Source organism: Pseudomonas sp. RC10-4-2 (genome assembly GCF_050433085.1).
Taxonomy (GTDB): domain Bacteria; phylum Pseudomonadota; class Gammaproteobacteria; order Pseudomonadales; family Pseudomonadaceae; genus Pseudomonas; species Pseudomonas aeruginosa.
Genome location: NZ_JBNPXX010000007.1, coordinates 308,795 through 320,600 on the forward strand (window position 1 = coordinate 308,795; position 11,806 = coordinate 320,600).

At 68.4% G+C, this 11,806-nt stretch carries 10 protein-coding genes; 4 read left to right on the forward strand and 6 right to left on the reverse strand.

Going from position 1 to position 11,806, the window contains the following annotated elements:
• Positions 1–106: 106 nt before the first annotated feature.
• On the forward strand, positions 107–1,447 hold the full coding sequence (locus FHW81_RS27540) for a leucine-rich repeat-containing protein kinase family protein (RefSeq protein WP_003162904.1): 1,341 nt from the start codon (positions 107–109) through the stop codon (positions 1,445–1,447).
• Between the two features lie 103 nt (positions 1,448–1,550).
• On the forward strand, positions 1,551–1,718 hold the full coding sequence (locus FHW81_RS27545; protein WP_003089849.1) for a hypothetical protein: 168 nt from the start codon (positions 1,551–1,553) through the stop codon (positions 1,716–1,718).
• A gap of 43 nt (positions 1,719–1,761) precedes the next feature.
• Here the strand turns inward: FHW81_RS27545 and FHW81_RS27550 are convergent, their stop codons facing one another.
• Genes FHW81_RS27550 through FHW81_RS27560 form a run of 3 tightly spaced genes read right to left on the reverse strand, consistent with a single transcriptional unit; the run spans position 1,762 to position 4,090 of the window.
• Positions 1,762–2,988: a CynX/NimT family MFS transporter gene (locus tag FHW81_RS27550; protein WP_003116872.1), complete on the reverse strand. Its 1,227-nt coding sequence runs from the start codon at positions 2,986–2,988 to the stop codon at positions 1,762–1,764.
• A complete protein-coding gene (locus FHW81_RS27555) occupies positions 2,985–3,440 on the reverse strand; it encodes a nucleoside deaminase (protein WP_003122651.1) in 456 nt (151 codons plus the stop codon). Before FHW81_RS27555 ends, FHW81_RS27550 begins: the two co-directional genes overlap by 4 nt.
• A 17-nt stretch (positions 3,441–3,457) precedes the next feature.
• Positions 3,458–4,090 carry an ankyrin repeat domain-containing protein gene (locus tag FHW81_RS27560; RefSeq protein ID WP_003109549.1) on the reverse strand — a complete coding sequence of 211 codons (633 nt, stop codon included), beginning with the start codon at positions 4,088–4,090 and terminating at the stop codon, positions 3,458–3,460.
• 127 nt (positions 4,091–4,217) lie between these two features.
• On the opposite strand from FHW81_RS27560, the gene FHW81_RS27565 reads away from it, so the two are divergent.
• Complete coding sequence (locus FHW81_RS27565; protein WP_003122653.1) at positions 4,218–5,096, forward strand: LysR substrate-binding domain-containing protein; 879 nt, start codon at positions 4,218–4,220, stop codon at positions 5,094–5,096.
• A gap of 58 nt (positions 5,097–5,154) precedes the next feature.
• The gene (locus FHW81_RS27570; protein ID WP_003089838.1) at positions 5,155–5,670 is read left to right on the forward strand and encodes a DinB family protein; all 516 of its coding nucleotides are present in this window, start codon (positions 5,155–5,157) and stop codon (positions 5,668–5,670) included.
• Between the two features lie 154 nt (positions 5,671–5,824).
• Here the strand turns inward: FHW81_RS27570 and oprN are convergent, their stop codons facing one another.
• The 3 genes from oprN to mexE are packed head-to-tail and all read right to left on the reverse strand — an operon-like array spanning position 5,825 to position 11,694.
• Positions 5,825–7,243, reverse strand: coding sequence for a multidrug efflux RND transporter outer membrane subunit OprN (gene oprN, locus FHW81_RS27575; protein WP_003113303.1), 1,419 nt, complete (start codon positions 7,241–7,243; stop codon positions 5,825–5,827).
• A complete protein-coding gene (gene mexF, locus FHW81_RS27580; RefSeq protein WP_003089834.1) occupies positions 7,240–10,428 on the reverse strand; it encodes a multidrug efflux RND transporter permease subunit MexF in 3,189 nt (1,062 codons plus the stop codon). The genes oprN and mexF overlap by 4 nt, the downstream gene beginning before the upstream one ends.
• Before the next feature lie 21 nt (positions 10,429–10,449).
• Positions 10,450–11,694 (reverse strand): multidrug efflux RND transporter periplasmic adaptor subunit MexE, encoded by a 1,245-nt coding sequence (gene mexE, locus FHW81_RS27585; protein WP_003103549.1) that lies wholly within the window; start codon positions 11,692–11,694, stop codon positions 10,450–10,452.
• Positions 11,695–11,806 lie beyond the last annotated feature (112 nt).

Consider the following 11,806-nt stretch of genomic DNA (forward strand, 5'->3'; position numbering starts at 1 on the left):
CTGTCGATTCGGGGCGGCCACTCTAGCACGGCGAGGGTGCGCGTTCCGCAACGCCTTGGCTATCATGCGCGGCTTTCCATCCGCCCTGGCCGGAGTCCGTCGAACCATGCACACCTTGCAGCAACTGCGCAGCGGCGAACTGGCCGGCGCCACGCGCCTGGACCTGTCCTGCGGCCTGCGCGAGTTCCCCCGGGAAATCTTCGAGCTGGCCGACTCCCTGGAGGTGCTCAACCTCAGCGGCAACGCCCTGGACAGCCTGCCGGACGACCTCGGGCGGCTGCATCGTCTCAAGGTGCTGTTCTGTTCCGCCAACGACTTCGCCGAATTGCCGGCGGCGGTGGGCGACTGTCCGGCGCTGAGCATGGTCGGCTTCAAGTCCAACCGCATCGAGCGGGTGCCGGCCGCGGCCCTGCCGCCAGCGCTGCGCTGGCTGATCCTCACCGACAACCGGATTGCCACGCTGCCCGAGGAACTGGGTCGCCGGCCGTTGCAGAAGCTGATGCTGGCCGGCAACCGCCTGGAGGCCTTGCCCGAGAGCATGGCCGCTTGCGAAGGCCTGGAACTGCTGCGGATCGCCGCCAACCGTTTCCAGCGCCTGCCGGCCTGGCTGGCGACGCTGCCGCGCCTGGCCTGGCTGGCCTACGCCGGCAACCCGTTGTGCCGTCTGCCGGCGCTGGCCGACAGCGGCATCGCTGCGCTGGACTGGAGCGAGCTGAGCCTGGACGGTTTGATCGGCGAAGGAGCCTCCGGGGTCATCCATCGCGCCGGCTGGCACCAGCCGGACGGTTCGACGCGCACGGTGGCGCTGAAGCTGTTCAAGGGCGAAGTGACCAGCGATGGCACCCCCGCCAGCGAGATGGCCGCCTGCCTGGCGGCGGGGCGCCATGCGCAATTGATCGAGGTGCTCGGCCAGCTCGCCGGGCATCCGCAAGGGCGCGACGGGCTGGTGCTGGAGCTGCTCGACGACGCCTATCGCAACCTGGCGGGGCCGCCGAGCCTGGAGTCCTGTACCCGCGACGTCTATCCGCCGGGACTGCGCTTCGAGCTGGCCACGGCGCTGCGCCTGGCGGCCTCGCTCGCCGCGTTGATGGCCCATCTGCATGGACGCGGCATCAGCCATGGCGACTTCTATGCGCATAACATCCTCTGGCGCGAGGATGGCGCCTGCCTGCTGGGCGATTTCGGCGCCGCGTCATTTCTCCCGGACGACGCCGTGCTCGCCGGCGCCCTGCGGCGCCTGGAAGTACGTGCCTTCGCCTGCCTGCTGGAAGAGTTGCTCGAGCGCAGCGAGGCGCCGCCGGGGCAGGCCTCGCTACGTGCGGCGCTGGTCGAGTTGCAGCGACGTTGCGCGCTGCCACGGGTGAGCGAGCGGCCGGACTTCGGCGAGATCCAGGCGATCTTGCGCGACCTTGCCGCTCGCAGCCAGGCGTTTCCTCAAGTTCGATGAATTTGTCCGAAATTGACCGCAGGCTGATAAATATCAACGTAGTTCTAGCGGGCTTGGAGCTAGACTGACAAGTATGTCAGGAACGCGGCCAACGAGGGTAAACATGGATTCCTACGGCGTCACTTTCGCAATCATCGTGCTGGGCATGCTCTTCATCGGCACGGGTTTCACCAAGCGCGACACGCCGTTCGGCCTGTTCCTCATGTGGGTCGGGGTGATCTGCATGCTGGCCATCATCAGCTACCGCATCTATATCGCCACCCATTACTGAAGCGCCACCCGCGCCTGCAATGGCGGGCGCGGAGGTCCGCCGCTCAGTCGCGCGTCTCGCCCATGGCCCGGGCATAGCCGGACGGGGCGAAGCGCAGGGTCACCAGCAACATCGCCACCACGCTCGCCGCGAGCAGCAGCCAGGAGGCCTGGAAGCTGCCGGTGACGTCGCGCAGCCAGCCGGTCAGGTAGGGCACGATGCCGGTGATGATGAAGCCGATGCCTTGCACGAAGGCCGCCAGGCTTCCCGCCGCACGCGGCTCGTGGAGGTGGTCGAGGGTCAGGGTCAGGCTGAGGGCGAAGCAGGCGCCCAGGCCGTAGCCGATCAACGCCACCCACAGTGCCGCGTGCTGTAGCGGCATCAGCAGCAGGCCGCAGAAGCCGCCGAGCTGGACCAGCAGCGCGGCCAGCAGCCAGGGCCGGCGGTCGAGGCGGCGGCGAATCAGCAGCGGCACGCTGAGCGCGGCGAGCACCTGGAAGATGGTCATGATCCCGACCAGCCCGCCGCTGTCCTGGGCGCTCCAGCCGAGCTGGCGGTAGTACACCGGCAACCAGGCCACCATGCTGGTGTAGCCGCCGTTGATCAGCCCGAAATACACCGCCAGCAGCCAGCCACGGCGATTGCCGAAGAAGTGCCGGACCGGCCCCTCGCCAGCGCTCGGCAGCACCTCCCTTGGCCGCGCGAACATCCACAGCAGCAGCGCCAGCAGGGCCGGTACGGCCCAGGCGCCGAGGCCGGCCTGCCAGTTGGAGAAGTGTTCGGCGATCCGCGGGCTGAGCACCGCCGCGGTTCCGCCGCCGGCCATCAGCGAGGCCGAGTAGAGGCCCATCGCCGCCGGGACCCGCCTCGGGAACCAGCGCTTGACCACGCCCGGTACCAGCGCCTGGATGATCGCCACGCCGCTGCCGGCCAGCGCGGCGCTGGCGATCAGCGCCAGCCCGCTATCCAGTTCCAGGCGCCAGAGGCAGGCTGCGGCGATGGCCAGCAGTCCGCAGACGATGCCGCGGTGCTCGGCCAGCCAGCGCCCGAGCCAGGGCAGCAACAGCGCCACCAGGCCCATGCAGAGCACCGGCAACACCGTCAGCAGCGACGCGCCCTGGAAGCCGAGACCGGTGCCGGCGGTGATTTCCTCGAGCAGCGGGCCGATGCCGGTGAGGATCGGTCGCAGGTTGATGCCGAGGCAGAAGATCACCAGCAGGCCGACCCAACTGACCTCCGCCGCGCCGACGCCGGTGGCGGCCTGGCCGCCGGAAGGGATTCGCGCGCTCATGCCTGGCGTTGCCGCCATTGCCGGTACAGACCCTCTTCGCCGGCAGGACGCAGGGCGCGTAGCGGCAGGCTTTGCCGCTGTGGCGGGCGCGCCATCTCGGCGTAGAGCGTGGCCGTGGACAGGCCGAACGGTTCGCCGTCCTCGTTGGAATAGGCGAACCAGGCCGCCTGGATGCCGCAGAGATGCATGGCGGCCAGACACATCGGGCAGGGATGGCCGCTGGCGTAGATCACACAACCGTCCAGACGCGGGCTGCCGAGCGCCTGACTGGCCTGGCGGATCGCCTGCAGTTCGGCGTGGGCGCTGGGATCGTGGGTCTCGTGGATCTGGTTGACGCCGCGGGCCAGGACCCGCCCGTCGCGCACCAGCACGGCGCCGAACGGGCGGCCGCCGGCCTCGACGTTGGCGCGGGCGAGGGCGATGGCCTCGCGCATGAAGATTTCATCGGACATGTCTTTCTCCTTCGCTTTCATTGGGCGCCGGCGGCCAGCAGCAGCCGCTCGATCCCGCCCTGGCCGCGCTGGCGGGCGTGGGCCAGCGGGCTGACGCCGTCGGCATCGGCCAGGTTGACGTCGGCGCCGGCGTCGATCAGCAGGCGCACGATCTCCTGGTGGCGCGGACCACCGTCACTCAGCAGGATCGCCTCGAGCAGCCCGGTCCAGCCGAGCTTGTTGACATGGTTGGGATCGACCCCGGCTTGCAGCAGCGTCTTCACCACTTCCACATGGCCGCGTTCGCAGGCCGGGATCAGCGCGGTGCCGCCATAGCGGTTGGTACTCTTCAGGTCGGCGCCGTGGAGCAGGGTCAGGCGCAGGATTTCCAGGCGGCCCTCGGCGCCGGCCAGCAGATACGGGCTGTCGAGCCGGCTGTTCTGCCGGTTGACGTCGGCGCCGGCCTCGATCAACTGGCGCGCCACCGCCAGGTGGTCGTTGGCGGTGGCCAGCAGCAGCGGGGTGCTACCGTCGGCGCTGGGCGCGTCGACCTCGACCTTGCGTTCGAGCAGGCTGGCGACCTGCGCGGTATCGCCGCGACGCGCGGCTTCGAGCAATGCTCCGGCGTCGCTCGCGCCGGCGCCTCCGCTGAATGCTGCGCAGACCAGCATGGCTCCGCTCCTGCATAGATTGGCCAGGGACATGTCGATGGGCTCCGATAGGCGTTGGCGAAAAGTATGGCGTCGATGTCATGTATGCTGAAATTAAATGATGTAATGCCTTTCAGTGGGAGTGTGCATGCTCGATCTGGTCCTGCTCCGTACCTTCGTCAGCGTTGTCGACACCGGCAACTTCACCCGCGCCGGCGAACACCTGCACCTGACCCAGTCCACCGTCAGCCAGCAGGTCATCCGCCTCGAACAGAACCTCGGTTGCCGCCTGCTCGACCGCAGCCAGCGGCAGGTTTTGCCGACCGAGGAAGGCGAGCGTCTGCTTGGCTACGCGCGGCGCCTGCTGCGGCTCTCGGACGAGGCCAGCGAGGCCCTCAGCCCGGCCCATGGCGACGGCGTGCTGCGCCTCGGCGTGCCGGAAGACCTCGCCGGCGAAGTGCTGATGCCGGTGCTGACGCGCTTCACCGAAGAGCGTCCGCGACTGCGCCTGGAGGTCGAGAGCGGTCTCAGCCATCACCTGCTGCGCCTCTATCGCAGCGGCGAGCTGGACCTGCTGCTGGTCAAGCAGTGGGGGGCCGACAGCGACTGCCATGCACGCTGGGCCGAGCCGCTGGGCTGGTTCGGCAGCGCCACGCGGCCGTTCGGCGAGGGTTCGCCGGAGGAGCCGGTGCCGCTGGTGGTGTTCCCGGTCGGAGCGCTGTATCGCCAGGAGATGATCCATGCCCTGGAGAGCATCGGGCGTCGCTGGCGCATCGGCTATTCCAGCGCCAGCCTGGCCAGCCTGGTGGCCGCGGTCGGCGCCGGACTGGGGGTCAGCCTGCTGCCGCTGGGCTGCGTCGGGCCCGAGCATCGCCTGCTTGGCGCGCAGGCCGGCTTCCCGCCCATCGCTGGCCTGGAGCTGGCGCTCTACGCGCGGCCCGAGCTGGACAGCGCCGGGCGCACCCTCCGCGACCGCCTGCGCGACCTCTGCGATGCGCGCCTGGAAGGGTTGCAGGGCGAGCGCTGAGCGCTGTCTCCGGGCTATGATCCGGCTCCCTCAGCGAATGGACACGGAAGCCCGCCACATGTCCCGACCCACCCTGCAAGTCGACCTGCTGGTCGAGTCCTTCAATTACAAGGCCTGGTCCGACCGCCGCACCCTCGATGCCATCGCCCGGATCGACGCCGAGGCGTTCCCGGCCTCGCTGGCCTTCGCCTTGCAACAGCTCAATCACATGGCGATCGTCGAGGAACTGTTCAGGGCGCGCCTGCTGGGCGAGCCGGCGCCCCACCAACAGACCAACAGCGAGGTGGTGCCTGGCTACGACGTCCTGCGTCGCCGGCTGGAGGATTCGGCCGCCTGGTTCGCCGGCTATGTCGCCGAGCTGCCGCTGGAGCGTCGCGGCGAATGGCTGCGCTTCCGCTTCGCCGATGGCCGCGACGGCGGCATGACGCGCCAGGAGATCCTCTTCCATATCGTCAACCATGGCACCTACCATCGCGGCGCCATCGGTCATGCCCTCGACCTGGCGGGCGCGCCCCGGCCGGCGGATACCTACACCCTGTATATCCACTCCGCGCAGCCGGAGCGGCGGGAATAGCCCGCGGCAATGGCCGCCGAGCCTCTACGCCATCGCCGAGAAACGACGTGGGGCTCGACCGAGCCCCCGCGCTGCGCATAAAAAAGCCCCGCGACCAGGAGCTGCAATCGCGGGGCTGGAGTGGCCGATTTCCATCGGCCGGGGGATAGCCGGTTCAGGCGCTGGGTTGCCAGCCACCGCCGAGGGAGCGGTAGATCGCCACGATGCCGCGGTACAGCTCGACCTCGGCCTGGGCCTGGGCATCTTCGGCGGAGAGTTGCTCGCGTTCGGCGTCCAGCAGCACCAGGAAATCGGTGGTGCCTTCGCGGTAGCGGATCGCCGCCTGTTGCGCGGCGGCGCGGCTGGCTTCCGACTGGCGGACCAGCGAGACCAGGCGCTCCTGGCGCTTGCCATAGTCGCTGAAGGCATTCGCCGATTCTTCCAGGGCCAGCAGCACCTGCTGTTCGTAGCTGGCCAGCGCGGCGTCGGCGTCGGCCTTGGCGCCTCGCAGGCGGGCACGCACGCTGCCGAGGTCGAAGGCGGCCCAACTGATGCTCGGGCCGACGCTCCAGGCGCGGGCGGCGCTTGAGCCGATCTGCGAGCCCCGCCCGGCGGTGAAGCCGAGGAAGCCGCTGAGGCTGACCCGCGGGAACAGGTCGGCGGTGGCCACGCCGACGTCGGCGGTGCTGGCGGCCAGGCGCCGTTCGGCGGCGCGGATGTCCGGCCGGCGGCGCAGCAGCTCGCCGGGATCGCCGATCGGCAGGGCCTTGGTGATCGCCGGCAGGTCGCGCGGCGAAAGGTCCACTGTCAACTCTTCCGGCCGTTGGCCGAGGAGGGTGGCGATACGATGCCTGGCGCGCTCGGCTTCCGCCTGCAGTTGCGGCACGCTGGCGGCGGTGGCCGCCAGGCGCGCATCGGCGCGCAGTACGTCGAGTTCGGCACCGACCCCGGCGTCGCGCAGTTGCTCGGTGAGCTGGCGCGACTCCTTCTGGTTCTCCAGGTTGCTCAGGGCAATCTTCTCGCGCAGTTGCGCGCCGCGCAGTTGGCCGTAGGCGTCCACCAGCTCGGCGATCAGGCTGACCTGCAGTTGCTGCAGGTCGGCCTCGGCCGCTTCGCTGAGGGCGTCGCTGGACTCCAGCTGACGGCGGATGCGCCCGAACAGGTCAAGCTCCCAGGCGCTATCCAGGCCAAGGTCGTAGCGCTCGCTGTTGACCCGGTCCTCGGTCACTCCCGGTTGCTGGCCCTTGCCGATGTCGGCGCTGGCGCGGCTGGTGACCACCGGGAAGCGATCGTTGGCCACGTCGTCGCGCAGGGCGCGGGCGGCGCGCAGGCGGGCGAAGGCCACGCGCAGGTCGCGGTTGCCGCTCAGCGACTGTTCGACCAACTGGTTCAGGGTCGGATCGTCGAACTGTTTCCACCACAGGCTTTCGAAGCGGCTGCGGTCGTAGGGCTTGCTCGCCGTGGCGTCGATCTTCGCCGCCGCGGTGTCGGGGGTCCGGTAGTCCGGACCCACCGTGCAGGCGCTGAGCGCCAGCAGACTGAACAGACCCAGGGCGGACGCGAGCCCGCTCCGGATCGACTGCGCGTGAATCATGCATGCACCTCTGGCAGGCCTTTGTCGTTGGCGGCGCGGCGCGCTTCGCGGTTCTCCACGAAGCGGCGGATGAGGACGTAGAACACCGGCGTCAGCAGCAGGCCGAAGAAGGTCACCCCGATCATCCCGGAGAACACCGCCACGCCCATCGCATGGCGCATCTCGGCGCCGGCGCCGGTGGAGATCACCAGCGGCACCACGCCCATGATGAAGGCGATGGACGTCATCAGGATCGGCCGCAGGCGCAGGCGGCAGGCTTCCAGCACCGCGGCGACGCGGTCCATGCCTTCCTCCTGCTTGTCCTTGGCGAACTCGACGATCAGGATCGCGTTCTTGCACGCCAGCCCCACCAGAACGATCAGGCCGATCTGGGTAAAGATGTTGTTGTCGCTGCCGGCCAGGATCACCCCGGTGATCGCCGACAGCAGGGTCATCGGCACGATCAGGATCACCGCCAGCGGCAGGCTCCAGCTCTCGTACTGGGCGGCCAGCACGAGGAAGGCCAGCAGCACGCAGAGCGGGAAGACGAACAGCGCGGTATTGCCGGCGAGGATCTGCTGGTAGGTCAGCTCGGTCCACTCGTAGGTCATGCCGTTGGGCAGTTCCTCCTTCAGCAGCTTCTCGATCGCCGCCTGCGCCTGGCCGGAGCTGTAGCCCGCGGCCGGGGCGCCGTTGAGTTCGGCGGTGATGAAGCCGTTGTAGTGCATCACACGGTCCGGACCGGAGGTGTCGCTGACCTTGATGAAGGACGCCAGCGGGACCATCTCGCCGAGGTTGTTGCGCACCTTCAGCTGGCCGATCTGCTCGGGTTCGAGGCGGAACTGCTGCTCGGCCTGGACGTTGACCTGATAGGTACGGCCGAAGCGGTTGAAGTCGTTCGCGTACAGCGAGCCGAGGTAGACCTGCAGGGTGTCGAAGATGTCGCTGATCGCCACGCCGTGGGTCTTGGCCTTCTCGCGGTCGATGTCGGCGTCGATCTGCGGCACGTTGACCTGGTAGCTGGAGAACACCGAGCTGGGTTCCAGCTCAGGCAGCGCACGGGCCTTGGTGATGATGTTCTGGGTCTGCTTGAACAGCTCCTCGTAGCCCTGGTTGCCACGGTCCTCGATCTGCAGGCGGAAGCCGCCGATGGTCCCCAGCCCCTGTACCGGCGGCGGCGGGAAGATCGCGATGTAGGCGTCCTGGATGTCGGCGTACTTGGCGTTCAGCGCGGCGGCGATGGCCCCGGCCGACTGGCTCGGGTCCTTGCGCTCGTCGAACGGCTTCAGCGGGGTGAACACGATGCCGCTGTTCGGGCTGTTGGTGAAGCCGTTGATCGACAGGCCGGGGAAGGCCACCGAGTCCGCCACGCCGGGCTGCGCCAGGGCGATCTCGGACATCTGCTTGATCACCGCCTCGGTACGGTCCAGGCTGGCCGCGTCGGGCAACTGGGCGAAGGCCACCAGGTACTGCTTGTCCTGCTGCGGGACGAAACCGGTCGGCGTGCTGGAGAAGCCGAAGTAGGTCAGCACCATCAGTCCGCCGTAGACCAGCAGGGCGATCGAGCTGCCGCGCAGGACCCGGTTCACCGTGCCGACGTAGCCATGGCTGGCGCGGTCGAAGAAACGGTTGAACGGACGGAACAGCCAACTGCCGAGGAGCTTGTCGAGGAACACCGAGAAGCGGTCCTTCGGCTCGTGGTGGCCCTTGAGCAGGACCGCCGCCAGCGCTGGCGACAGGGTCAGCGAGTTGAACGCCGAGATCACCGTGGAGATCGCGATGGTCAGGGCGAACTGGCGGTAGAACTGCCCGGTGAGGCCGGAGATGAACGCGGTCGGGATGAACACCGCGCAGAGCACCAGCGCCGTGGCGATGATCGGCCCGGTCACCTCGCGCATGGCACGCTTGGTGGCTTCCACCGGCTTGAGGCCGAGGCCGATGTTGCGCTCGACGTTCTCCACCACCACGATGGCGTCGTCCACCACGATGCCGATGGCCAGCACCAGGCCGAACAGCGACAGCGCGTTGAGCGAGAAGCCGAGCATGTGCATCACCGCGAAGGTGCCGATCAGCGACACCGGCACCGCGGCCAGCGGGATGATCGAGGCGCGCCAGGTCTGCAGGAACAGGATCACCACCAGCACCACCAGCACCAGGGCTTCGAACAGGGTGTGCACCACCGCCTCGATGGAGCCGCGGACGAAGATGGTCGGGTCGTAGACGATGGAGTAGTCCATGCCTTGCGGGAAGCTGTGCTTCAGCTCGGCCATCTTCTCCCGCACCAGGTTGGAGATCTCGATGGCGTTCGAGCCGGGACGCTGGAAGATCGGGATCGCCACCGCCGGCTTGTTGTTCAGCAGCGAGCGCAGGGCGTACTGGTTGGAGCCCAGCTCGACCCGGGCGATGTCGCGCAGACGGGTGATCTCGCCGTTGGCGCCGGCGCGGATGATGATGTTCTCGAACTCTTCCTCGGTGACCAGGCGACCCTGGGTGTTGATCGACAACTGGAAGCTGGTATCGCTCGGCGCCGGCGGCGCGCCCAGGGTGCCGGCGGCGACCTGGCGGTTCTGCTCGCGGATGGCGTTGACCACGTCGGTGGCGGTGAGGTTGCGCGAGGCGACCTTGTTCGGGTCCAGCCAGACGCGCAGCGAATAGTCGCCGAGGCCGAACAACTGGACGTCGCCGACGCCGTCGAGGCGGGCCAGTTCGTCCTTCACGTTGAGCACCGCGTAGTTCGACAGGTAGAGCATGTCGTAGCGGTTATCCGGCGAGGTCAGGTGCACGACCATGGTCAGGTCGGGCGAGGCCTTGTCGACGGTGATGCCGAGCCGGGTCACTTCTTCCGGGAGCTTCGGCTCGGTCCGGGTGACGCGGTTCTGCACCTGCACCTGGGCGTTGTCCAGGTCGGTGCCGAGGGCGAAGGTGATGGTCAGGGTCAGCTTGCCGTCGGAGGTCGACTGGGAGGACATGTAGAGCATGTTCTCCACCCCGGTGATCGCCTGTTCAAGGGGAGAGGCGACGGTCTCGCCGATGACTTTCGGGTTGGCGCCGGGGAAGTTGGCGCGGACCACGACGGTCGGCGGCACCACTTCCGGGTATTCGCTGATGGGTAGCTGGAACAGGGAGATGGCGCCGCCAATCAGGATCAGCAGCGACAGCACCGCGGCGAAGATCGGCCGCTGGATGAAGAATTGGGAGAAATTCATCGGTTCTTCCTATCGCCGCGCTCAGCCGCGCGGCTCGTTGCGAGTGGCGTTGTCCTTGGACGCCGCCACCTTCGGTGGTTCGCTGTCGCCGACCGACTGCCGCAGGCGCGCGAGGGTGGCCAGGGTGTCGGCGCTGGCCATCTCGACCTTCTGCGGATCCACCTGCATGCCCGGGCGGACCCGCTGCAGGCCATTCACGACGATCCGGTCGCCCTTGCTCAGGCCGCTGCGGACGATGCGCAGGCCCTCCAGCTTCGGTCCCATCTCGACGGTGCGGTAGACGGTCTTGTTGTCGCCATCCAGGACCAGCACGAACTTCTTGCCCAGGTCGGTGCCGACCGCTTCGTCCTTGATCAGGGTGGCGGCGTAGGTCTTGCTGCCGACCAGCTTCAGGCGCACGTAGAGGCCCGGGGTGAACTCGCCCTTGGCGTTGTCGAACACGGCGCGGCCGCGGATGGTGCCGGTACGCGGGTTGACCTGGTTGTCGAGGAAGTCCAGCCGGCCCAGGTGCGGGTTGCCGTCCTCGCTGCTCAGGCCGAGGTACACCGGGCTCTCGCTGCGCGTGTCGCGACCGGCCTGGCGGGCCAGCTCGACGTACTTGAGGAACACGCGCTCGTCGGCGTCGAAGTAGGCGTAGACCTTGTCGGTGCTGACCAGGGTGGTGAGCAGGGTCTCCCCGGAGTTGACCAGGTTGCCGGCGGTGACCTCGGCGCGGCTGACGCGACCGTCGATCGGCGCGGTGATCCGGGTGAAGCTCAGGTTCAGGCGCGCCGCGTCCAGTTGCGCCTGGGTCGCGGCGACCGCCGCCTTGGCTTCCTGGGCGGCGGTGGTGCGGGCGTCGGCGAGTTCCGCGGAGATCGCGTTGCTGGCGCGCAGGCGTTCGCCGCGCTGGGCTTCGTTGACGCTCCGCGCCTGGGCCGCGCGGGCCTGTTGCAGCTGGGCTTCGAGGCGCTTGACCTCGGCCTCGAACGGGCGCGGGTCGATCTGGAACAGCAGGTCGCCTTTCTTCACCAGTGCGCCTTCATGGAAGGCCACGCGGTCGATGTAGCCCGACACCCGCGGGCGCAGCTCCACCGACTCCGGGGCCTCCAGGCGGCCGGTGAATTCGTCCCACTCGTTCAGCGGTTGTTCGATGACTTCGGCGACGCTGACCTTGGGCGCCGCCATGCCTTGGGTGGTTTCCGGGGCCTTGCCGCAGGCGCTCAGGACCAGTACGGCCGCGAGTGCGAGGGGGTAGCGCCAGGAGAAGTGGGATGACTGTTCCATGCTTGACTCCGCCAGTCGGTTTTTCGGGATTGGCGAAGTCTGCGGGCTGCTCCGGCAGGGAACTAATCGAACGACGAGATTTTGATTATCACGAACAGTGATACATGGTTTT

Excerpts from the sequence above, each read along its gene's own strand:
- FHW81_RS27540 (WP_003162904.1), top strand. The coding sequence starts at position 107 with ATGCACACCTTGCAGCAACTGCGCAGCGGCGAACTGGCCGGCGCCACG.
- FHW81_RS27545 (WP_003089849.1), top strand. The coding sequence starts at position 1,551 with ATGGATTCCTACGGCGTCACTTTCGCAATCATCGTGCTGGGCATGCTC.
- FHW81_RS27550 (WP_003116872.1), bottom strand. The coding sequence starts at position 2,988 with ATGAGCGCGCGAATCCCTTCCGGCGGCCAGGCCGCCACCGGCGTCGGC.
- FHW81_RS27555 (WP_003122651.1), bottom strand. The coding sequence starts at position 3,440 with ATGTCCGATGAAATCTTCATGCGCGAGGCCATCGCCCTCGCCCGCGCC.
- FHW81_RS27560 (WP_003109549.1), bottom strand. The coding sequence starts at position 4,090 with ATGCTGGTCTGCGCAGCATTCAGCGGAGGCGCCGGCGCGAGCGACGCC.
- FHW81_RS27565 (WP_003122653.1), top strand. The coding sequence starts at position 4,218 with ATGCTCGATCTGGTCCTGCTCCGTACCTTCGTCAGCGTTGTCGACACC.
- FHW81_RS27570 (WP_003089838.1), top strand. The coding sequence starts at position 5,155 with ATGTCCCGACCCACCCTGCAAGTCGACCTGCTGGTCGAGTCCTTCAAT.
- oprN (WP_003113303.1), bottom strand. The coding sequence starts at position 7,243 with ATGATTCACGCGCAGTCGATCCGGAGCGGGCTCGCGTCCGCCCTGGGT.
- mexF (WP_003089834.1), bottom strand. The coding sequence starts at position 10,428 with ATGAATTTCTCCCAATTCTTCATCCAGCGGCCGATCTTCGCCGCGGTG.
- mexE (WP_003103549.1), bottom strand. The coding sequence starts at position 11,694 with ATGGAACAGTCATCCCACTTCTCCTGGCGCTACCCCCTCGCACTCGCG.